Source organism: Anabaena catenula FACHB-362 (assembly GCF_014698735.1).
GTDB classification, from domain to species: domain Bacteria; phylum Cyanobacteriota; class Cyanobacteriia; order Cyanobacteriales; family Nostocaceae; genus Anabaena; species Anabaena variabilis_A.
In genome coordinates this window covers 1-23908 of the sequence record NZ_JACJTQ010000002.1, presented here as the reverse complement: position 1 = coordinate 23908, position 23908 = coordinate 1, and the positions used below count along the sequence as shown (strand labels likewise).

The following is a 23908-nucleotide window of genomic DNA, read 5'->3' as shown; positions in this document are numbered from 1 at the left end:
CTGACGCTTGTTTTTCTATGTCTCTAGCGTAGGTTGGTTTTTCGGGGAGATATGCTCAGTTTTATGCTCAGTTGATGCTCAGTGGTGGGTTCAGGGCTATTAATTAGTTAAATAAATCTATTATAATTAATTCATCATCTATTATTTTCTACATATTTAATTATGCAAACTAAATTTATTCCAGAAGAAGAAGTAACTTTTTTTGAAGAAAGTGAAGAGCAAGATATTGATTCGTATTCTCCCATAGATCATGAGTCAGAATTAAAAAAAATATCTAAAGTTGTTGTCATGGGAACTGACTGGACAACAGCAACAATATTTGACCAAATGGTTCGAGAGAATATACAGCTAAACCCAAGATTTCAAAGAAGAGATGCTTGGGATATAACTCGTAAAAGCAGATTTATAGAATCCTTGATTTTAGGATTTCCTGTACCACAAATAGTATTAGCTGAAAAAGAAAGAGGAAAGTTTATAGTTCTTGATGGTAAGCAAAGGTTACTAACTATTCTACAATTTTATGGGAGTAGTGAAACTCCAAATAATGCTTTTGCTTTAAGAAATTTAGAATTCAGAACCGATATGAACAATTACAGATATGAAGATTTAAAAAGCCATCTGTTTTTGAGTGGAGAAATGGATCATCTTGACAATCAACCTATTCGCACTATCGTTCTTAGGAACGTAAATAGCGAAAATTTACTTTATAAAATTTTCCTCCGTCTGAATTTAGAAAGCACTCCTTTATCTCCACAAGAAATTCGACAAGCATTGCATCCAGGTGAATTTATCAATTTCTTAGATGATCAATCAATTAAAAGTCAGGCGCTTAAAAAAATATTCAAATCTAAAAATCCTGATTTTCGGATGCGTGATGTGGAATTACTACTGCGTTATGTAGGATTCCATTATTTTTTACCTGAATATCGTGGTAATCTTAAAGCTTTTATGGATATGACTTGTAAAACTCTTAATAAAAATTGGGATAAAGTACATAATGATGTGGAAAATGTAGTCAATCAATTTGATATGGCAGTACAAACAACTATTAATATATTTTCGGAACAAAATTTTTCTAGAATGTGGTTAAGCAATGAGAGAACCTACAGAACACGGTTTAATAAAGCTATTTTAGATGTGATGGTTTTTTATTTTTCTGATGAGACGATCCGACAATCTGCTGAAGAACATAAACAAGAAATTGCAGAAGCTTTTAAAAGACTATGTTCATCAAATAAGCAATTTAGAGAAGGTGTTGAAGGAACAACTAAGAATATTACAGAAACTTACAATCGTTTGAGATTGTGGGGTGAAAGTTTGTTAGAAGTGTTAGGCATAGAGTTTAATATACCTGAACTGGTTGATAATAGGATTATTTTCAATGGTTTCAGGTAGGTTTTCCAGTAAATATGCCTAAATCTACTCGATTTCGCATTTTAACCAGTGAGCTAAATAGGCTTAAAAAGCAATTAATCCCAAAACCTAACCCTACTGGTTTATATTCTGATACACAGTTAACTAGGATTCTAGCATACCGAGTTTTAGCTCATGCGGAAATTGAATCTTATCTTGAAGATAGAGCTTGGGAAGTAGTTCAGAATGCCAAAAACGTTTGGGATAAAACAGGTAAGACTAGTCGCACTTTAATATGTTTGCTTGGTTTTTCAGGTTTAACTATGGATACACCACCAGAAACACTTAGTCCAAAAAAAGCAATTAAAACAGTTCCAGATGAGAAAATCAAGATAAAAACAAAAATAAACTCAGCTTTTGCAAGTTTTAAGAGGGTTATTAATCAAAATCATGGAGTTAAAGAAGCTAATATTTTAGCTTTACTTTTACCTATTGGTATAGATAGTAATGATTTAGATATTACCTGGCTTGCTAATATGAACACATTTGGAGAAAATAGAGGTGAAGTAGCTCATAAGTCTGCTAGTTCTTATCGAACTATTCAACTAGTAGATCCTGTGGGTGAAGTAAACATGGTTAAGCAAATTACTCAGGAGCTTCTAAAAATAGATGAGTTAATGAATAAGTTGATGAAATGACGGTAACTAATATAATATACCTTTCTAAAACATCCAGTGCTTAAAAACATGAATTTAAAGGATATCAAAGAAAAAAATTTTCCAATTATAAAATTAATATCTATAGCAGTTATAGCAAGTGCAATATGCTTAGAAATATGGGATATTCAAACATTAACAACTAACCATCATCTACCTATTATCTTAAATCCCATTTTGATAATTGCTCGTTTGGCATTGTCGGCTCATTTCGTTGAAGGAATAATTGCCGCTTGTTATGCACCTGCTAAAAATCATCAACCAATCCACTATGGAGTTTATACTTTTTTTGTAGGCACAATTGGTTTGTTAGAATTGTTTGAAAATCATTCCCAGATTCCAGACTTATCTAAGAAATCAGAATCTGAACCATAAATGTTATGTCGTTATGTCCAATTCTCTCAAAGCATCAACCACTGGATTAGAAATTGTCGATAAAGCCCGTCAACGTTTAGGATGGACTAAAACCAGCACGGCACGTTGGTGGCAAGATGCCCATACTTCTAAAGCTACTTTACGACGGTTTTGGCAGGGCGATCGCATTCAGAAGGAAATCTTTATTGCTATCTGTCAAGCTGTGGGTATTAGTGAGTGGGAAAATATCACAGATTCATCTGATATCCAGTTAGATGTGATCACTCCTTTGATTGACTGGAATGAAGCACCTAATATCGAAGGTTTCTATGGCAGAAATGAGGAATTATCACAATTAGAGGAGTGGATTAATAATGGTTGTAAATTAATCAATATTGTGGGAATTGGTGGAATTGGGAAAACTTCTTTAGCATTGGCTATAGCAGACAGAATGCAATCTAAGTTTGATTGTTTAATTTGGAAATCGCTTTATAATACACCTTCGCTTATTTATTTACTAGACAATTTATTAAACAGTTTTAATCAATCTGCGGTTAATGATATTCAAAAAGATACTTTTCAATTAATAAGTTATCTACAACAACATCGTTGTTTATTAATTCTAGATGGATTAGATGCTGTTTTATCAAATTCAGAATTAACTAAATTTATTCAAGAATCAAACCTTCATCGTCATCAAAGCTGTATCATTACTACTAGCCGGGAAAAACAAAATTCTCTGGAAGCTAATACCAAAACAGTTTGTAATCTCAAGTTAAAAGGTTTAGCAAAAACTGAGGCTTTAGCTTTATTAACATCTAAAGGATTTACAGGTAAAGAATTAGGTTTATCAGCTTTAATTCAACTTTATCGTGGTAATCCTTTAGCAATAAAACTTGTTATTCCCTTGATTCAGTCTGTATTCGGTGGGAATGTGGCAGCTTTTCTGAATCAAAATACTATCATTGTAGGCGATCGCTTGCGTGTCATCCTCAAACAGCAATTTCAGCAGCTTTCCGGCTTAGAACGAGATATTATCTACTGGTTAGCAATTTGGCAAGAACCCATCTCTTTTTCTCGATTGCAGACTCATTTGCTGATATCCGTTGACCCAGCTATGGTTTTAGAGGGTATTGTGGCGTTAGAAAAGCGATCGCTGTTAGAAAAATGGAACAGTGAACAAGAACCCGCATTTACACTGCAACCGTTGGTAATGAAAGTGACAACTGATGAGTTAGTGGAAAATGCTGTTCAAGAAATTCATCAGGTTGTGCGGACTAATGACATACATTATGTTCACATCTTGCGGACGCATTGGTTACTGCGACCGGGTACAGACGATATTGCAGGCGATCGCATTTTAAATCAACTGTGCGAAAATTTATGGCGGGTATATGGTGCGACTCTTCCGCAAATTCTCAATCAAATTTTGCCGCTTTTAGAAAATCAATCTCCTTTAGCAATAGGTTACATCGCTTGCAACATAACAGCATTGGTCAATCGGAATAATTAATTATTGCAAATAGTGCGATCGCTCTGACTCACATTCGGATTATTCTGAAGATAGTGTGATATTCTGGTGCATCCTTTTCGCAACAAATCATCTAAATCCAAATCCCACACCATCACCCCAGCATTTTTACCACCACTTATCAATATTTTGCTGTCAGGACTGAAACTAACGCTGTTAACTTGATTTGCATATCCTAATAAAGTGTTGATTAAAGTACCCGTTTTTACGTTCCATAATTTGATAGTATGGTCAGCACTTCCAGAAGCTAAAATCTGTCCGTCAGTAGTGAAACTGAGACTAGTTACACCGTCATTATGTCCCGTGAGAGTATGAATTAATTTCCCTGTATTTACATTCCAAAGTTTGATATTATTATCCCAACTAGCAGAAGCAATAATTTTTCCATCAGGACTAAATTTTATGGATGAAATAGCTAAACCGTGTCCTGTTAAATCTCTAACTAAAGTACCATTTATTCGCCAGATTTTTACTGTATTATCAAAACTACTAGAAGCTATGATTTGACTGTCAGGACTAAAATCGACACTTGTCACTTCATCAGTATGTCCTGTGAATGTTTTTAACAATTTACCATCTGTTAAACGCCAAAGTTTAACTGTTTTATCAGCGCTACCAGAAACAAGCATTTGATTATCTGGACTAATGCTAATACTTGTAACTCGGTTTTCATGTCCTGTGATTGTTTTCAGGAGTTGATAATTTTGAGAATTCCAAATTTTAATACTTTTATCAGCACTTGCTGTTACTAATATTTTATGATCAGGACTAAAAGTTAAAGCATTGATAATATCTTTGTGTGCTTGAAATTTAGTAACCTGATTTTTTTGCAAAATGCTAACTTTTCCATCCCAACCAGCAGCAAATATTTTATCTTTACTAAAACTCACACTATTAATATCATCTAATTGAGGTGGATTAACAGTTACTTGCCATAATTTAATAGTTTTATCAGCACTTGCAGAAGCGACAAATTTACCGTCTGGGCTAAAAGTTATATCTCTAACTTGTTCACCATGACCTTTCAAGGTATTTAATAAACTACCATCTAAACGCCAAAGTTTAATAGTATTATCAGCAGATGCAGAAGCTATAATTTGATTATCTGGACTAAAACTGATACTGTTTATTTGTTCGCTGTGTTCTGCTAAAGTTTGTAATAATTCACCTTCAGAATTCCACAATTTAATAGTTTTATCACCACTTGCAGAAGCAATAGATTTACCATTCTTGCTAAATTTAACTTTAGTAATACCTCCTTGATGTCCAGATAAAGTTTTAATTAGTTTACCATCTTCAGTTTTCCAAATTTTTACTAAATTATCTTCTCCACCGGAAGCAATAATTTTATCATCAGGACTAAAACTTACAGTATTTACCCAGCCATTATCAGCATTCCATGTCTTGATTAAAGTACCATCAACTCGCCATAATTTGATCGTTTTATCTAAACTGCTAGAAACAAGAAATTTACCATCATGACTAAAGTTAATATCAGTAATATTATCATTATGTCCAACTAAATCATAAATTAACTTACCATCAAGCGTGTAGATTTTGATATTATTCCCTGCACTAACAGCCAATATTTTACCACCATCTGGACTAAAAGCAATGGCTGTAATTCTATTTTCAAATCCTGTAATAGTTGTGATTAACTTTCCTTGAACATCCCAAATTTTTACTGTTCTGTCATCACTTGCAGAAGCCAATATTTTACCATTGGGACTAAACTTAATTGTATTGACTTGTTGACTATGACTTTGTAAACGATTGACTTCTTGAGTTTGCTGAATAGCTTGTTGCAAAGTTGCTACAGTTGCTATTTGAATATCCTTCCCCGGTGCAAAAACTTGTTTAAATTCTCTTCCAGCTTTCACACTAGCAATTACAGACTCTAATTGTTGATTAGATAATAATAATGCTGCTGATGAAGAATTTAAAGCGGAAATTTCTCGAAATTGGGCTGTTTGTTTTTGGAAATAGGCAAAACCTCCTAACACACTAGCAGAAATACCCAAAATACTCATAATAGCTACAGCAATTTGTGCTTGTCTAAGTCGCTTTTTTTGCTCAAGTTGTTGTTTTTCTCTAGCTTCTAAACAAGCAGCAATAAAGTGTTGAATATCTGCTGATAATTCATCAGTGTATTTAATATAAATTTCTTCAGCTTCTGCTAAACGGATACCCTGCAATAAAAAATCAGCTTGTTCGTGGTGATGTTTCCATAAACTAGCTGCTTGTTCAATTTGGCGTTGCGATCGCAGTTTACTACGATTTTCCTCTAACCACCAGCGCAAAGTTGACCAATGACGGATTAAAATTTCATGGACTACTTCAATTGTCACCAAACCAGTTGGGGAAAGTGGTTGTGTTTCCGCACCTTTGACAGTTCCTATTTCCTCCTCTAAATTCACCACTACTAACTTCGCTGTAGTTAAAACTTGTAAAGTTCTTTCTATCAATTGTTCAGGATATTTCTTTACCACCAACTCAGATTTTAAAACTCTGCGTCTAGTATCTTCCGTACCTTCCCCCAATTGCGTTAATGAAAGAAAAATCCATCGAGTACATTCTTGCGCTGGCTGATCTAAACTTTCATAAACGGCTTGTGCTTTCCTCTCCAACGCACCTTTAATTCCCGCTACCTGCTGCTGATAAGCCTTTAAAGTTAACTCACCTTCTTGGCGAAATTCCCACAACTGTTCTAAAACAAATTCTAATAATGGTAAATCTCCTGCTGAATGATTTAACTCTTGTAACAGAATTTCTACCAGTCCAGTTTCTACTTTTAAACCTACCTGTTCTGCTGGATTAACAATCACACGATGATAATCATCATCACTCAATTTTGGTGGGACTAAAACACTAGAATTTTGTAATAAATTAGCTAATTCTGGAACTTCCAAACAAGGGGCGATAAAATCAGCCCGTAAGGTAATTACTAATTTAAATCTATCTGGGGCATATTTTAACGCTCCTAAAATCAATTCTAAAAATCGGTTTCTATCTTCACTAGGTGCGAGAGTAAATAATTCTTCAAATTGGTCAATTACTAAAACTATAATTGGTTCTATGCGATTGCGTAACCAATAAACAAAACCTTCTACACCTTGATATAAAACTCCTTCTAATAAAAGAGGAGGAGAATTAAAAATTTCATTTTCTGTAGTCCTCACATTGGCAAGTTTTTGGGATAAAGTTTGTAATGGACGTGAACCAGGACGCAAACTTTTTATTAACCAATCATCGCTTCCTGGTAGTTGTTTTCCCAAACGCAATTTAGCAATTAATCCAGCTTGGACTACAGAAGATTTACCACTACCAGAAGCACCAACTACTGCTAAAAATGATTTATGTGCTAACTCATTAATTAATTGTTGAGTTAAGGATTCTCTCCCATAAAAAAATTGTGCGTCTTCTTCACCAAAAGCGCGTAAACCTCGATAAGGACAAATTTTTAAATCTAATCCTGCTTTGTGACTGCTTGTACCAGTAATTGCAGGAATTATTTCTATTACTCCCTGTGTACCTGAAAGCCAAATTTGCAAATTTAAGAACCCAGCCAGATATACTTGTAATTGAGTAATCCAACCAGCTACCGATAAACCAGCAGGTTGAGATGCTGTTTTTAAAGTAGTAATTAGCGCTTCAGTGAATTGCTCAGAATTATTTTTAGGAGAGTTTCCAGCGATAATACATTGTCCTTTTCCAGTGCCGATTTGCAAATCTTCTACCCATTCTTGAACAGCAGAAATAGCAGTTTCTGGACAATCTAAAATAATGATTTGTTGAGTAACTTGAGAATGGCGTAACTGTTGACGTAACCAAGAACGACTCAAGCATATTTCTTCTAATAAAATTAATGCTGCTTCACCTGTGGAAGTTTCCTCTAATCGTCCCCGCAAATATAATAAAGCTGTGCGCTGCTGTTTACTGGTTGGATTTAAAAATTCTTGAATTTCTGTTTGCACATCTTGAGATGTTGTAGTTACTGTCAGCGGCAAATAGTGTAATTCAAAATTACCAGCACTAACCAAGATTTTACTAAAATCTAATGCCATTTGTGACTTATTACTTCCCTCAATCACTAACGCAGTTCTGGAAGGATAAGATGCAGGCATTTCGGGAATTTTTCCTAAAATTAATTCTCCCACACTTTCCACAATTTGCTTCGGCGTTTGCAGTGGATATTCACTAAAAAGCTGAGTTTCTCCTTTGCCTCTTTTCTGCTGATTAATTAACCGTAATTGCTGATTAATTTTATCTATATATTGTAAAGTTTTGTGGAAAATATAATTGTAAATTCCATGAGCAGAAATCAGCCCTTGTGCATTTGCAGATTTACCCTTTAAAGCTTCTATTAAATAATAAGTAAATACTCCATGACCTAGTTCGCTAAATTCCCAAGATTGCTGATTGGTATCACAAGAAAGTAAGGCATAAAAACCTTTGGTTTTGGCTGCACGTTGTTGTAATATTTCCACTAATTGCGGTGTTGGATTTACTCCTCTCAGTGTCATTCCACCGCTATGACAAGCATCAAGCCAAATTAATTGATTTTCGGCTTGACTATTGCCTAATATTTGTAACAGTTCTTTAACTGCTAAACCTGTATTTTGGATGTTGTCTTTGTGAGTATCTGCTAAACATAAAAATGCTTCCTGCGTCTCAGGATTTATTATGCCATGACCAGAAAAATAACAGAGAATTGTATCTAGTGGTTTAGCAGTAGTAGTAATTTTTTTAAGACTGGTGGTAACAGTTGCTAAAAGTGGCAATTCCTGAGTAAAATCATGTAAAATTACCATTTCTGTTTGGGAAAATTGCTGCTGTGTTGCACTAGTCAAAGCTTCAGCTAATCCCTGACAATCAACGGCTGAATAACGTAAAGAAGGAAGTTTTTGATCTTGATATTGGTTCACTCCCACTAGTAACAACCACAGTTTAGCAGTGATTGTTTTTTGAACTTGATTTGATTGACTGGTAGCAACACCGCGTGGACACATATTAAATTGAGATTTTATAAAAATTGTAGGTTGGGTTAAGCGACAGCACAACCCAACAAAAACTTGATACTGTTGGGTTTCCTTGTGTCAACCCAACCTACTACATAGAAGTTTACTTTTAAGTTTAATATTGTATTATATATGGTAATCTTTTGGTTTCAAAATTACCACACATTTTTACAAATAGGTAACAATTTTAAAATGACTGAAAATAATCATGATCAAAATAGTAACTCTTCAAAAAATAACTCCTTTCCTATCAGTGTGTTCCTATTAATGGTAATGATTTTTCCTTTACTGAATCCTGGGTATAATCCACCGACGATACCTGTTTTGGGTTTTCATCGCCTAGTTTCTCAAACCGATATTCCTAAATTAAAACAATTAGATATGGACTATACACAACAAGAGATGGAGAAATTATTAGAGTATTTGGTAGTTCAAGATTATTGGTTTTTAACTAGCCAAGATTTATATGATTTTTTTCTCACTAAATCTAGAGAAGTACCGTATGAGTATCGTAACAAGAACGCTATTATGTTGACATTTGATGATAGCTATAAAACAGTATACACAAATTTATTACCTATTTTATCTAAATTGGAAAAGAAATATGGAAAAAAAGTTAAGGTGGTTTTATTTGTGAATCCAGGTACATTAGCAAATGAGGATAATATGAGTTCAACTCACTTAGGATGTCAGGATTTAAGAGCGGGTTTGCAAAAAGGTTTTTTTGATATTCAATCTCATGGAGATAATCATAAAAATTTGACAGAAATTTCTCAGCAGGAAATTGTAAGAGAACTCTTACTAGCTAGGATTAAACTAAGAAAATGTACAGAAGATTTAGATCCAGATCAAAAAGTAGCATCTCATCTTGCTTATCCCTATGGTGCTTATAATAAACAGGTGCTTGAGTATGTGAATAAGTATTATTTATCTGCATATCTATATAATGATAAGTTACTAAACTATAGTTGTTTACAAGACAATTATAAAATTCCTAGATTAATGGTTAATAGACAAAAATCCAGTCAAGAGTTAATAGAAGCAATTCAAAGATTTTCACCGGACAAGAAGAATAATTTTAAAGAGCAATGTTAGAAAATGAAATTTATAGAATATAAACTAGAAGATGAATATACATCAATTCTACCATTGTTATAAAAAAAATGTCATATTAACATTTTTAATATCAGTGAAATTTCAAGTAATCTAGCTATTATAATATTATTAGTTGATTTTCACAATCAATTACTAAAGTATGCCAGGTTTAACCAACCATTACAGGAGATGCATCAATGCCTAGCATTTTAAGAATCAAGGATAATATTGGTACTACTACTTTTAAGCAAAGCACACAACAATTTAAAGACTTGAAAAAAAGTGATCCTACATTCTTAGCACGAGCCGGTCAGACATATTTTGCCACAACTGTTGATCGCGGTTCTAGTGATCCTAAAAGTGCTAATTATTATGGCGGTGATCATTGGAAAGTTACTTTTAAGGATAAGTTGAAACCTCAAGAGGGTGGTGATTCTATTTCAACTTGGTTTGTTTTTAAGGGTGATGTAGAAGAATATAGACTTGTGCCTTAAAATTAGGATAATGGTGGGTTACGCTATCGCTCTAAGCGTAGCCATGCCCGCAAGGGCTTTACCCACCCTACAGATATTTGATGTTTAATTAAATTGACCTACTTAATAGGAAATTTACGAATATCAACAGGAAGTTGAACTTTATTTTGCTTTTGAAAGTAATCGCGTGAGTAGTAATTTTGCCTGCCGCTATTATCAATAAATTGGGTGTAACCTTGCAACATAATTTGTTTGCTACCGTAACTAAAGGTTAATAGAGAGTTGGCAAAACTTTTATTATAATTTGCTGTTGCGTAGGTATGATTAGTGTCTTGGACATTGAGTCCATAGGTGACTAATTTTTTAGTTCCCCAGTCACAGTCTGTAGGATGACATTGACCGAATACTTGAATATTTAATGTATTGTTACCAGCAGAGGTAATTACTAAGCGAGTAATGCCGCGAGTATTGGCATCTTTGTTTACCCAAGTACCGACAAAATCGCCTGGTGCAGCAATAGCAGGACTAACTAAAGCAGTAGCTAAAGCTAAACTAGCAACCGTAATGTTTAAAGAACGTTTTAACATTTTAGTAACTCTCCATTATTTGTATTTATCTACAGTGAAAATTCATTAACGCCACTTTTTATTTCATGAACTAGTGGCAGGAATTGTGGATGAACTTATGATTGGGATTTTGAAATTTCTAGGACAATTATTGTTGATGACTTTGCCGTTACTATGAATATCTGAAGTAAAATCTCCCAGGTTATAACTTCTGTAAATCCCTTGTCCGAGATGAGGATATTTTGCACCACCCCAATTAACTTCGCTATACTATGCTAATTGGGGAATGGTGTCTTATCCGATGTTTTTCAACCTACATTTATACAACCTGTACAGCATTAGTCGCACTAATGTTATAGCCTTCTAAGAAAACGATCGCATCAGCCGCTGGATTAAAACCAGCAATTCCATCATTCAAAGCCACGAAAGTACCAGCGTAACCCGTAGCTGTGAAAGCTTTAGCCTGAGAAACTCCAAAGCTGAAGGGTGTGAGTAAAGTCTGGATATTTGCAACATTCAATGCACCAACATTACCAAGAGAAGATGTGAGGAGACCACCTATAGGTGCAGGTGCGTCTATCTTATCGCCCTGACTGTAATTGTAATCTTTGATTACATCAAAAGTAAAATTCGGAGAAGTCCCAAGTAAAGACTCACCCAGACTCAGAGCATTATACTTAAAAGTATCGCTGCCAAGACCACCAAAGAGGATGTCCTTACCTAAGCCACCAACGAGGGTATCATTACCTAAGCCACCAATGAGGGTATCATTACCGTCATCACCAAAAAGGATGTCATTACCAGCACCACCATTAATGGTGTCATTCCCTAAGCCACCCTTGAGGGTATTGTTGCCAGTGTTGCCATTAATGATATTCTTTAGAGCATTACCAGTACCATTAAGGTTCGCAGCGCCTGTTAAAGTCAAGTTTTCGACGTTGGCTGTCAATGTGTAGGTAATAGAAGATTTAACAAGGTCAGTACCCTCATTAACCAATTCTGTGACAACATCCCCGCCAGTGTTAACAAAATAAACATCATTGCCAGTGCCACCTTTTAAACTATCATTGCCAACACCACCATTGAGGATGTCATTACCAGCGCCTGCAATTAAGGTATCATTGCCAGCACCACCATTGAGGATGTCATCACCAGTACCATCTTCTTGAAGCCAATCATTACCACCATTCCCATTCAAGAAGCTATTGCCGAAGTTGCTACCATATAATACATCATTGAAATTGCTACCATTGACATTATCGAAATTCCAGACGGTGTAGTTCAAACTTGCCCAACTTGAGAGAGGTGTACCGATATATTGCAGAATGGGGCCAAATCCTGCGCGTAGGTCAACTTTAACACCTCCGAGAGCAGCGGAGACATCAATAGTATCATTCAGAGTCGTATTGGTGTTAGTATAAGCACCTCCAGCAGCAGCGACTATCTCAACATTAATTAACTGATCTTGACTACCATCAGCAGATTTTTGTACGATCGCTTGGGGAACAAAAAAGGTAATTGGGGAATAGAAACCATTAGCGGGGGCAGCAAAAATGGAAGTACCATTACTGTAATCTGCCATATCAAAGCCTGATGTGCCATCGAAGATATCGAACCCTGAACTACCAAGGAAATAATTCCAACTTCCTCCTCCACCGTCAAGGTAATCATTGCCTGCACCACCATCAAGTATATCTTTCCCATCATCTCCGAAGAGAACATCGTCCCCAGTAAGTCCCTGTAGGGTATCATTACCAGCAAAGCCGACAATTACGTCATCGGGATTACTGCTGTTATAATCGCCACGATAATGAACGTTTAGTTGCAGGAAATCTACGTTTGTATCATCCTGAATCGCTACATCTAGGACTCCTTCGTTTTCGATGGTGGAAATCAGGGAAATGCTACCAGAAGGGTTGATGGTAAAAGAGGGACTAAGTGCGCCGGGAATAATACTAGAAATATTGTTAGGATAGTAGCCTTTGCCATTGCTATTGGTGGCTGCTAAATTACCTAAATCTAATTTGCTATAGGCTGCTGCATCACCTGGATTCCAGTGATTACTTGGATTATTTGGATTATTTGCACCACTTTCCATTGTACCCAGAAATGCCCACCAAGCGGAATAATCTGAGCTATAACCACTGGCACCACTAACAAATCTCAAGCCAATACTATCATTGTCAGAACCACCTGCGGCAGCTTGAACGTTATATTCTAGGGTAGCACCGATTAGTTTACCACCCAAATTTCTTTGATCTAAACCAGTAAAGGTATTAGCAAAAACACGATTAGCTGTAGTATCATCGTAGTCTCTAAAACCAAGAACGCCCAAGCTGTTATAAAAAGCAGTTAAAGCAGCAGACGGTGCTGGACTTTCAACGCCATTTGCGGTAGAAAAATTGTCGTAAACACCCCAACCTGTAGTCATGGTAGATTCCTCTAAACTAACAAAATTTTCTTGACAGTCTCCGAGTTAAAGGTACGGAGAATATGAAATAATCCAGCTTTAAAGGCTTTATCAACGCCTTCACTGTTTATTAGGTAGAGTAATTATTTTTTATGCACTCTCGAAAAAACATCATTGAAATTTTTTCAACTTTTGTGCAATTTAGTAGCGATCGCTTTGACCATTGGGCGGTAGAATCGAAACTGCGGCGCAGTATGCAAAGTTGTCTCAACCGCACACCCCAAGAAACGTCGGAATCGTTCTGGGCATTATATTGGTATAAGTTTTGGCAGGTTACAGAAACTCAGGCTTTAGCGAAAGAACATCTCACCGCTTACTTACAGGAATCTTGTTATTGGGTATCCCAAAAAACAGTTACAAGTTTTGCTAGTACGCAGTATCAACTTTCAGACTGCTTTCAAATTGCAATTTCCCAAGTTGAGAAAATTTTCCAAGGTTTTAACCCAAATCAAAGCTTCAGTCTCAAAAATTACGCAACTACGATTTTTAGTAATTCTATTCGAGAGACTTTGCGTCAACGTCATGAAGTTGATATCTGCACAGATTGGGGATTATTGCGTAAAATCACGAAAAAGCGGTTGCTGGAGTCTTTAGAAACTGCTGGTTTATCTCCCAGTGAAGTGAATGCTTATGCACTGGCTTGGGAATGCTTCAAAACGTGCTATGTTCCCTCTCCCACAGGTACGTCTCGTCAACTTCCTCCCCCAGATTTAGCCACTTGGAATGCGATCGCTAAAAGTTATAATTCTCAAAGCAGTCAACAGGTAAATCCCCAAACTCTGGAAAAATGGCTGCTGAATACTGCTAAAGCTGTCCGCAAATATCTTTATCCCACACACAATTCTCTCAACACACCCAAAGGTGGGGATGATTCTTTAGAGTGGTTAGATAATCTTCCAGGGTTACAACAAGAGTCTTTAGTTAACGAAATTATCGCCCAAGAAGAAGCAGCAACCAGAAATAACCAGCAAAGCGAAATCAATCAAGTCTTAATAATCACAATATCCGAAATAGAACCACAATTACAGCAAATATTGCAATTATATTACCGTCAGCAGCTAACTCAAGACAAAATTGCCAAACACTTAGAAATGCAGCAATATACCGTTTCTCGACGACTGAAAAAAGCACAAGAAAGTTTATTAAAATCTTTAGCTAACTGGAGTCGAGACACCCTGCATATTTCCATCACTTCAGACCTACTCAAAAATATGAGTATATTAATGGAAGAATGGCTACAAAATTATTATCATAATTCGTAATTCGTAATAATTCCTTCTTCCTTCTTCTTCCTTCTTCCTTCGCGCACTTCGCGCCTATCCCTACGGGACGCTCCGCGAACGCGGTTCATTAAATCCGTATTCATTTAATCCCTAACCATGCTAACCTTTGCGAACCCGACAGATTTAATCTTAGAAATTCCTAACACCACCCGACAACAAGCGATACTTCCCAATCAATCTTTTTCCAACTCATATTCTCGCTATCAAGCTTATATAAATGAACTTTGCCTAAGTGCTGTCTTACAATGGTTGCAAGAAGATTTGACACCACAAGCAAAGATATGGCTAACTACCACAGCATTATCCAGTTTTTGGGAACTGGTAAATGCAACTGCAGTCACAATAGACTCCACTCGATTGATTTTGGTTCCTCAAGACACAATTGATTTGAGTGAATTCCGCGTACCTCAAGAATGGGTGGATATACCAAACTGGGTAGGAGATTATTATTTAGCTGTACAAGTAGAACCAGAAGATGGTTATGTGAAAATTTGGGGTTATTGTACCCATGCACAGCTTAAAACAAAAGGTAGTTATGACGCAAGCGATCGCACTTATTCCCTAGATGCGAGTGAGATGATTCAAGATATCAATGTATTAACATTAACATTGCAGCTTTGTTCAACTGAAACCACACGCACCGCTATTACTCCCCTACCAGATTTACCACTAACACAAGCCCAAAATCTGATTACCCGGTTAGCAAATCCAGAAATAATCACCCCCCGATTAGCAATTCCTTTTCCTTTATGGGGTGCATTAATTGAAAATGGTGGTTGGCGAAAAAGCCTATATCAAAAGCGTTTAGGACTACCAGAACAATGGTCTATTTTACAATGGTTAGAAACTGGTATATCTGAAATTGCTGAAAATATAGGTTGGGGAAAATTGAATTTAGAAATGGGTGCAGCTAGTGCTAGAAGTGTAACAGAAACTCAACCACAACAAACCCTATTTCGACAATTAGAAATTGCAGGACAACTATACGAATTACTAGTCATACCCCAAACAGAAGAAACTTGGCGCTTTGAATTGCGTAATCTCACTATCGCTGCAACCATACCCGGTGGTTTTAAACTCCGACTTCTCACCGAAGATTTACAACCTTTCCCCGATAATGAAGCAGTAGCCACAACTGCGGTACAATCAATATTTGTAGATGTAGCCTTAGAACCAGGAGAAGGCATAGTTTGGGAAATTGAACCCTTACCAGAAAACTATGACCGGGAAATTCTCAGGTTTTAATTATATATCTTGTGAACTCTTACTTAAAATTTTAACTGCTTATGATTGGGGTCGCAATTGTCGGTACTGGATTTGGTCAAAAAGTACATATTCCCGCATTTCAAGCACATCACAAAACTGAAATAGTCGCTGTTTATCATCGAGATATTAAAAAAGCTCAAGCTATCGCTACAGCGAATAATATTCCCTATGCTAGTGATAACTTAACAGAAATTCTCGCTTTATCAGAAGTTCAAGCAGTCAGCATTTCTACACCGCCATTTTTACATTATGAAATGGCTAAACAAGTTTTAGAAGCTGGTAAACATCTCTTACTAGAAAAACCTATTACTTTAAATGCAACTGAAGCCAAAGAACTATATCAGTTAGCAAAAAATAAAGGTGTAATTGCAACAGTAGATTTTGAATTTCGCTTTATCCCCGCATGGCAATTTTTTGCACAACTTCTCTCCTCAAATTATGTAGGAAATATCCGCTTAATTAAAATTGATTGGTTGGGTGCTTCCCGCGCAGATGTTTCCCGTCCTTGGAATTGGTATTCTGCAAAAGAAAAAGGCGGTGGTGCATTAGGATCTTTAGGTTCTCATGCTTTTGATTATATTAACTGGCTATTTGGAACAGTTCACAAATTAAACGCCCATTTGAGTACAGCAATTACCGAAAGAATTGACCCAGCCAATGGAGAATTAAAAGCAGTAAATACAGATGATACTTGTATGTTATCTCTGGAATTAGTAAATGGTACACCTTGCCAAGTTGCTATTAGTGCAGTGGTTCATGCAGAAAGAACTCATCGAGTAGAAGTGTATGGAGATAAAGGTACAATAATTTTAGGTAACGATAATCAAAAAGATTATATTCACGGTTTTCGGGTTTGGAGTTTTCAACCAGGACAACCTTTAACAGAAATAGAAATTCCTAAACAATTACTATTTCCCCAACATTATAATGATGGTCGGATTTGTGCATTTCTTCGTGTTGTAGATGAATGGGTAAAAGGAATTGAAACTCAGCAGGAAATTACACCATCTTTGCGAGAAGGAGTTTATTCGCAATTATTAATGGATTTATCCCATCAATCAAATGATTTAAGAAGTTGGGTAAATGTGCCGAGTTTAGAATCATTTTTGGCTTAATTAATAACTATTTAGATCCCCGATTTCTCAAATGATTCAGGGATCTATCTATTCACTAGCCACACGAATAGCGGTTAAAATTGCATTCATTATTTTTAGCCATATCTTCTCTTTCAAAACCACTAACCAATATGATATAAGCATTTATCAGTCATATATTTTACCCAGTTGCAGCCATTAAACTAGATTAAGAACATCATCCGAAAGATAGATATTGATATGAATTTCCGGTAATTTACGAAAATCCTTTTCCTCGTGTTGGATATATAAGAACGATAGCATTCAACTCATTGAGTCAAAAGGAGTGAAACATGAAAGTAAACATTAAGCATATTTATAAATGGTTTTTTAGTCCTGTGTCTGTAGGTGTCTTGACAGTAATAGCGATCGCATCTTCTCCTTCTCTATCCTTTGGTGCTGCTACTACAAATATCTCATCACCAACAACTTCAAGAAAATTAGTTGCTCAAAACCAAGGTAATTACAGAAATAATACTTTTAAATTGAGGTTTAACTATTCTACCAAGGATTTTGTACTTGATCATAAAACAACTCGACCCAGTTCCAACTTGAATTTTTTAGTTATTGATCTTTGGAATAAAAAACACGCTCAGAAAATCAAAGCAGGAGCTTATGAAGGTGGAGCGGAATACCCAGCAAATGCACAGGTTAGGGTGTACTACAATCCTCGACGTTTGTCATTGCAAAACTGGGTTAAACAAAGTCAGGATTTTGCAGCACCCAAAAAATTTAGTAATGTAAAAATAGCAGGACAAAACGCCCTCCAATTTGAATCTAGTGGTTTGTATGAAAATAAGCACACCATTTTAGTTAACCCTAAAAACTCTCACATCATTGTTATCAGCTTATCTCAAATTGGATCTGGTAATGATGATGCTATATACCGCAAAGGATATCAACAAGTGCTGCAATCTTTGAGATTTAATTGATAAGAGGGAATAGGGAAAAGTAGCTAGAAAGATAATTACGAATTACGAATTATTGCATTCTATCAATAGTCCGATATTGAATAGCTTCTGCGACGTGTTGTGGTTTGAGATCATCATCCCCAGCTAAATCTGCAATAGTTCGTGCTACCTTGAGAATGCGATCGCTTGCTCTAGCCGATAAACCCAATTTTCTAATCGCAGCTTCCAATAAATTCCGACTAGCATCATCTAAATTACACCACTTTTGGAGATGACCACTTTGCATTTGGGCATTACAACGCAGATTTGTTTCTGATTGAAAACGAATCATAGCCCGTTCTCGTGCTGTTTTCACTCTTTCCGCGACAGATTTTGACCCTTCCCCCGTTGCAGCTTGGGTGATTTCCTCCGGTTTCAAGCGATTTACAGCCACTTGTAAGTCAATTCTATCCATTAACGGCCCAGACAACTTAGCCCAATATTGCTCTCGGTGACGAGGGGAACAGGTACATTCTTGAATCGTATCGCCATAGTAACCACAAGGACAAGGATTGGTACTCGCTACCAATGTAAATTGTGCAGGAAACGTCACCGACTGTCTAGTTCGGGAAATTGTCACAAAACCATCTTCCAACGGTTGGCGCAGAAACTCCAATACATCCCGCTTGAACTCCGTAAGTTCATCGAGAAAAAGTATGCCACGATGTGATAAAGATATCTCTCCAGGACGTGGAAAAGTGCCACCACCAACTAGAGAAGGCCCCGATGCCGAATGGTGAGGACTACGAAAAGGGCGATCGCGCACCAACGAACCACGATTTTTCAACAACCCAGCCACAGAATGAATCCGCGTTACTTCCAACGACTCAGAAAATTCTAATGGTGGTAAAATGCCTGGTAAGCGACGTGCTAACATTGTCTTTCCGCTGCCCGGTGGCCCTACAAAAATGAGATTATGTCCTCCCGCAGCTGCAATTTCCAAAGCCCGACGCGCATGAGCTTGTCCTTTGACATCGTGCAAATCTGCGCCAGTATAAACTGCGTCTAACCCATTTCTAGTTTCATCCAACTTTATAGGTTTGTAACGTCCTGGATTATTTAACAAATCCACCACATCAGCAATATGTCTGCAACCATAAACCGCTAATCCTTCCACCACCGCAGCTTCTTGAGCATTATCAACAGGAACAACTAAACCCGTAATTCCCATTTTTTGTGCAGTTGCAGCAATAGGAAGAACACCCGCAACAGGACGCAAACTACCATCTAAAGAAACTTCACCTAAAAATAAAAAATCTCCCAACAAATCAGGGTTTACCTGTTCAGAAGCCGCTAAAATTCCTACACTAATCGGTAAATCAAAAGCCGGTCCTTCCTTGCGTAAATCTGCGGGAGTCAGGTTAATTACAATCTTTCGCATGGGAAAAGCAAAACCCGCATTTTTCAAAGTTGCTTTTACCCGTTCCTTAGATTCTTGAATAGCCGAATCTGGTAAACCTAAAATCACAATTCCCGGTAAACCCCCGGAAACATCAACTTCCACACCCACTTTTACAGCGTCGATACCGATAATAGATGCACTCCAGACTCTAGCCAGCATTTTTGTATATGAATAAACCTTTAAGATATCAAAGCAGATTCTTGGGTGGATTAACAATGAGTGAAATCACGCAAGAAGACTGTTAGCAATCAGAAATCGAGCTAAAATAATAGCAGCTAAAGATGTAGGTGACTTATGGTTCAAGCATTAACAAAACCATTAACCTTAGAAGAATTCCTCATCCAATATGGTAACAATCCCCGCTATGAACTTGCAGACGGAGAACTGATTGATATGGAACCAACTGGCTCCCATGAAACCGTCGGTGGTAAACTAGCAACACAATTGGGTATTGCTATCACTACCGCACAACTTCCCTGGTTTATTCCTCGCACTTGTCTTATCCGTCCTTTTGCAGAAACAGCCACAGCCCGCCGTCCTGATGTTGTAGTATTAGATGAAACTGTGCTGCACCATGAACCTTTTTGGGAAAATGAACCAGTTATTGCTTTAGGACAATCAATTAAATTAGTTGTTGAAGTGGTAAGTACAAATTGGGAAACAGATTATGCGCGTAAAGTTGAAGAATACGCTTTATTAGGAATTCCTGAATATTGGATTGTTGATTATCGGGGATTGGGGGGTGTTGTTTTTATTGGTAAACCAAAACAACCCACATTTACAGTTTGTCAATTAATTGGTGAAGATTATATTCAGCAAAAATATCGGTTAGGTGAATTTATTAAATCTCCTCTTTTCCCTTCCCTGCAACTGCGTCTTGATGATGTTCTACCTCGATAATTTATTTTGGATTCAAGGAATAATTAATATATGGAAAACAAATCTATTGCGGATATTGTAGAAAAAGTTAAATCAGGAATCATTCATATTGTTCATGTATTGGATGGAGAACGAGTTTCATCTGGTACTGGATTCATGGTTAATGGCTACTTGGTCACAAATCACCATGTTATCTATAAAGCACCAAGCAAATCTAAAATAGTTTTGAAAACTTATGACAGTGATCGAAACAAGGCTTTAGAGGGAATAATAGAATTAGAACGTGATGAAGATGGTTACTTCTCAGGCTTAACTAATAAAGGTGATAAGCAAGATGATTTATTTATTCTGGCATTGAGTGAAGAAAATAAAAATGATTATATTGTTTTTGATATTCCTGAACTAAGAGAAGAAAAATTAAAATTATATAATTTTTCATTTGGAATTCATGAAAATAAAAGAATAGGAGAACCTATTTTTTTCCTGGGATATCATTTTGATCATTTTCAAATTACTTGCCACACAGGCATTATCTCATCTTTTAATGAAAGGAATGGCGGTCATATTATACAGGTTGATGCAAGTGTCAATAGGAGCAATTCAGGAAGTCCACTAATCGATCCAATTACACACAAAGTTATTGGAATTATTACTCGCAAAGAAACAGGTTTAGGTAAAAATTTTAGTTCCTTTTATTCTGTTGTTAAAAACAACATAGACTTTCTAGACTCAGCAAGATTATCTTTCATACAACAACAAGATAAAGAAATTCAAAAAAGAATTAATGATGCCATATTTAATAAAGGAATTTTTGAGAGAGGATATAACAAAATACAAGATAACATAAATTATAGAGACAGCATAGAAGGAATTATCGAACAATTGTCCAAGAATAATGCTAATTTACTTGAAATAGCTAAACAGATTGAACGATCCGCTAATGTAGGAATAGGTTATGCTTTTTCTGTAGATAAACTCAAGAATGAAAAATGTTTCTTGAATGAAGTTGCTTAAATAAAATTTAGATATCTTTATCCTGATAGTTCTAAAAAGTAATTAACACAGTAACAATTCACATCACAAATTTCCAATTATAAGTTTCACTTCCTCAATATCTTTAACCGTGAGAAGCGAGCGGTAAATTGTTTTTAGCTGATCAAAATCAGATATATCAGAAATTTTTGGCATGAACTTTAATCCTTCCTTGCCAAATTTAACTTCTAATAACATTTCAATACTTGAGAGTATACCCTGCCTTTGTCCAAGTTGAAATATTTGTTGTTCCAAAGGTGATTTTAGTATATCTTCCATATTGATTTAGACCGGGGGTTATGACAAATTTTCGATTACAATTCTTAATTCCTCTAAAGTTTCAACAGTGAGAATGGAGCGTTGAATTGTTTTGAGTGTTTCAAAATCCGATATTTCAGAAATTTTTGGCATGAACTTTAATCCTTCATTACCAAATTTTACTTCTAAACATAATTCAATACTTGAGAGTCTGTCTTTTTTTTCTCCCTTTTGTTCGCCTTGTTGTTCTCCCTGTTGCAATATTTCTTCATACCAAGGTGATTCGCGTAAAACTGACATATCCCACCTCATAATTTCTTGAACTAAGGCGCTATCTAATACAAACGTAGCAAAAAAAGCGAGAACCGTTTCTAATTGATTTAATTGTTCATCAGCTTGCAATAAACGCAATGCTTCCCGAATTATAGTTTCATCTTCACCACCTTTGAGAATCGGCACAAAAGGCAGTAAAGACGGTAAAGGTTGCTCTAAGGCAATTTTAACATCTACTTCCCACAGGTTAATCACTCGGTAATCTTGACGAACTTCTAAACCAGCAAGATTTGACTCATATCGCGTGGGTATTTCTGCATCACCTGTTTTCAGAATGTTAATGAGTACAGGATACGTTGGTAATTTATATTTTTCCTCAGCTAATCCTGAGTATGCACGCATTCGTCGTGGCATTTCTGGTTTATACCGCAATTGCAATTCATTCAGAACCAGAAATTTTCCGTACTCTTGACTTTCGACGCGGATAAGTACATCACTTTCTCGACTAATCCATTGGAACTCAGAATTGAGAATTTCCCCAGCAACCACATCAGAGATTTGCGTCACCCATTTTACCCAATTGTCGGGTGCAAGGCTAATTAAGCGTTTGGTACTGACATCAGCAGGTTTCGACATAGAGCTATAGATGCACTGACTACACAACAGCTTAACTTTTTCTCCACAAATAAGCGATCGCCTAAAATCTCTAATATCAAGTCCGGCTAATTAGTGAGAATAACTGTTTCCCTGTTCCCTATTCCCTGCCCCAACAGATATGATAACTATTCTAAAGGACTTGACATAACAGATGAGTAAGTAAATCTGCATGAGCAATACCACAGAAACGATTTTCAGCAAAATCATTCGTAAAGAAATTCCCGCCAATATTGTTTATGAAGACGATTTAGCCCTGGCCTTTACAGATGTTAACCCCCAAGCCCCAGTTCACATCCTTGTCATTCCCAAAAAACCCATAGTTAGCCTCGCAACAGCCGAACCAGAAGATCAGGCTTTATTAGGACATCTATTGTTAACAGTCCAAAAAGTCGCAGCACAAGCTGAACTAGAAAACGGGTATCGCGTAGTCATGAATACAGGTGCTGATGGCGGTCAAACAGTCCATCACCTACATATACATATACTAGGTCGTCGTCCCATGTCCTGGCCACCCGGTTAACTTCCACATCTGAAATAATCTATTAATAATCTAGAAATCTTGTGGTGTGGGCATCCTGCCCACCCAAATACCTTTTGTCAATCTCATCACATTAGAAAAACATATAACTGTCATAACCAATACTAATTTTAATTATCTTTACAAAACTCAACTTAGGCTTTAATGTTGAATACAGATAGGCAAAACAACCTATCAACATCATACGAAAATAAAGCACTCATAAAATGACCACAACCTTACAACAGCGTTCAACCGCTAACGTATGGGATCGCTTCTGCGAATGGATCACCAGCACCGAAAACCGTATCTACATCGGTTGGTTCGGCGTACTCATGATCCCTACCCTGTTAGCTGCTACCACCTGCTTCATCATCGCTTTCATCGCTGCGCCTCCCGTTGACATCGACGGTATCCGTGAGCCAGTTGCAGGTTCCTTGATTTACGGAAACAACATCATCTCTGGTGCAGTTGTTCCTTCTTCTAACGCTATTGGTTTGCACTTCTACCCAATCTGGGAAGCAGCTTCCTTAGATGAGTGGTTGTACAACGGTGGTCCTTACCAATTGGTAATTTTCCACTTCTTAATCGGTGTAGCTTGCTACCTCGGTCGTGAATGGGAACTTTCTTACCGCTTAGGTATGCGTCCTTGGATCTGTGTTGCTTTCTCCGCTCCTGTAGC

20 protein-coding genes are annotated in these 23908 nt (G+C 36.6%); 14 read left to right on the top strand and 6 right to left on the bottom strand.

The genetic code is table 11. The annotated features are described in order from the left end of the window. The first annotated feature begins 162 nt into the window (after positions 1-162). The 4 genes from H6G68_RS02060 to H6G68_RS02045 are packed head-to-tail and all read left to right on the top strand — an operon-like array spanning position 163 to position 3936. On the top strand, positions 163-1395 hold the full coding sequence (locus H6G68_RS02060; protein ID WP_190905126.1) for a DUF262 domain-containing protein: 1233 nt from the start codon (positions 163-165) through the stop codon (positions 1393-1395). Positions 1396-1409: 14 nt separating this feature from the next. Next, complete coding sequence (locus H6G68_RS02055; RefSeq protein ID WP_190905125.1) at positions 1410-2051, top strand: HEPN domain-containing protein; 642 nt, start codon at positions 1410-1412, stop codon at positions 2049-2051. A 48-nt stretch (positions 2052-2099) separates the two neighbouring features. After that, positions 2100-2444: a hypothetical protein gene (locus tag H6G68_RS02050; protein ID WP_190905124.1), complete on the top strand. Its 345-nt coding sequence runs from the start codon at positions 2100-2102 to the stop codon at positions 2442-2444. 13 nt (positions 2445-2457) lie between these two features. Next, positions 2458-3936: an NB-ARC domain-containing protein gene (locus H6G68_RS02045; protein ID WP_190905123.1), complete on the top strand. Its 1479-nt coding sequence runs from the start codon at positions 2458-2460 to the stop codon at positions 3934-3936. Here H6G68_RS02045 and H6G68_RS02040 read toward each other — a convergent pair. After that, positions 3933-8963: an nSTAND1 domain-containing NTPase gene (locus H6G68_RS02040; RefSeq protein ID WP_190905122.1), complete on the bottom strand. Its 5031-nt coding sequence runs from the start codon at positions 8961-8963 to the stop codon at positions 3933-3935. The genes H6G68_RS02045 and H6G68_RS02040 overlap by 4 nt on opposite strands. 201 nt (positions 8964-9164) lie before the next feature. On the opposite strand from H6G68_RS02040, the gene H6G68_RS02035 reads away from it, so the two are divergent. Next, on the top strand, positions 9165-10067 hold the full coding sequence (locus H6G68_RS02035; RefSeq protein WP_190905121.1) for a polysaccharide deacetylase family protein: 903 nt from the start codon (positions 9165-9167) through the stop codon (positions 10065-10067). A 197-nt stretch (positions 10068-10264) separates the two neighbouring features. Next, positions 10265-10561 (top strand): hypothetical protein, encoded by a 297-nt coding sequence (locus H6G68_RS02030; protein ID WP_190714496.1) that lies wholly within the window; start codon positions 10265-10267, stop codon positions 10559-10561. Between the two features lie 98 nt (positions 10562-10659). Here H6G68_RS02030 and H6G68_RS02025 read toward each other — a convergent pair whose 3' ends face one another. Both H6G68_RS02025 and H6G68_RS02020 read right to left on the bottom strand, forming a co-directional pair. Further along, the gene (locus tag H6G68_RS02025) at positions 10660-11127 is read right to left on the bottom strand and encodes a hypothetical protein (protein ID WP_190905120.1); all 468 of its coding nucleotides are present in this window, start codon (positions 11125-11127) and stop codon (positions 10660-10662) included. A gap of 298 nt (positions 11128-11425) precedes the next feature. Continuing rightward, the gene (locus tag H6G68_RS02020) at positions 11426-13537 is read right to left on the bottom strand and encodes a calcium-binding protein (protein WP_190905119.1); all 2112 of its coding nucleotides are present in this window, start codon (positions 13535-13537) and stop codon (positions 11426-11428) included. 131 nt (positions 13538-13668) lie between these two features. Between H6G68_RS02020 and H6G68_RS02015 the strand changes: the two genes are divergently transcribed. From H6G68_RS02015 to H6G68_RS02000, 4 genes are all read left to right on the top strand, one after another. After that, complete coding sequence (locus H6G68_RS02015) at positions 13669-14838, top strand: sigma-70 family RNA polymerase sigma factor (protein ID WP_190905118.1); 1170 nt, start codon at positions 13669-13671, stop codon at positions 14836-14838. A gap of 117 nt (positions 14839-14955) precedes the next feature. Beyond that, positions 14956-16104: a DUF1822 family protein gene (locus H6G68_RS02010; RefSeq protein ID WP_190905117.1), complete on the top strand. Its 1149-nt coding sequence runs from the start codon at positions 14956-14958 to the stop codon at positions 16102-16104. A 41-nt stretch (positions 16105-16145) separates the two neighbouring features. Further along, entirely contained in the window at positions 16146-17240 is a 1095-nt protein-coding gene (locus H6G68_RS02005) for a Gfo/Idh/MocA family protein (RefSeq protein WP_190905116.1), read from the top strand. A gap of 311 nt (positions 17241-17551) precedes the next feature. After that, complete coding sequence (locus H6G68_RS02000) at positions 17552-18190, top strand: hypothetical protein (protein WP_190905115.1); 639 nt, start codon at positions 17552-17554, stop codon at positions 18188-18190. A 49-nt stretch (positions 18191-18239) separates the two neighbouring features. Here H6G68_RS02000 and H6G68_RS01995 read toward each other — a convergent pair whose 3' ends face one another. After that, complete coding sequence (locus H6G68_RS01995; protein ID WP_190905114.1) at positions 18240-19769, bottom strand: YifB family Mg chelatase-like AAA ATPase; 1530 nt, start codon at positions 19767-19769, stop codon at positions 18240-18242. 135 nt (positions 19770-19904) lie between these two features. Between H6G68_RS01995 and H6G68_RS01990 the strand changes: the two genes are divergently transcribed. Beyond that, a complete protein-coding gene (locus H6G68_RS01990; protein WP_190905113.1) occupies positions 19905-20510 on the top strand; it encodes a Uma2 family endonuclease in 606 nt (201 codons plus the stop codon). Positions 20511-20540: 30 nt separating this feature from the next. Continuing rightward, positions 20541-21503, top strand: coding sequence for a S1 family peptidase (locus H6G68_RS01985; RefSeq protein WP_190905112.1), 963 nt, complete (start codon positions 20541-20543; stop codon positions 21501-21503). Between the two features lie 63 nt (positions 21504-21566). On the opposite strand, the gene H6G68_RS01980 is transcribed toward H6G68_RS01985, so the two are convergent. Continuing rightward, positions 21567-21800: a hypothetical protein gene (locus tag H6G68_RS01980; protein ID WP_190905111.1), complete on the bottom strand. Its 234-nt coding sequence runs from the start codon at positions 21798-21800 to the stop codon at positions 21567-21569. Between the two features lie 18 nt (positions 21801-21818). Next, complete coding sequence (locus H6G68_RS01975; RefSeq protein ID WP_190905110.1) at positions 21819-22688, bottom strand: Rpn family recombination-promoting nuclease/putative transposase; 870 nt, start codon at positions 22686-22688, stop codon at positions 21819-21821. Between the two features lie 190 nt (positions 22689-22878). Here H6G68_RS01975 and H6G68_RS01970 point away from each other — a divergent pair, with 190 nt between their 5' ends. Together H6G68_RS01970 and H6G68_RS01965 are read left to right on the top strand one after the other, a co-directional pair. Then, positions 22879-23229, top strand: a complete 351-nt coding sequence (locus tag H6G68_RS01970) for a histidine triad nucleotide-binding protein (protein ID WP_190721126.1) — start codon at positions 22879-22881, stop codon at positions 23227-23229. A gap of 224 nt (positions 23230-23453) precedes the next feature. Then, positions 23454-23908 (top strand): photosynthetic reaction center family protein (locus H6G68_RS01965; RefSeq protein WP_479686158.1); only part of this gene is annotated, 455 nt, incomplete at its 3' end.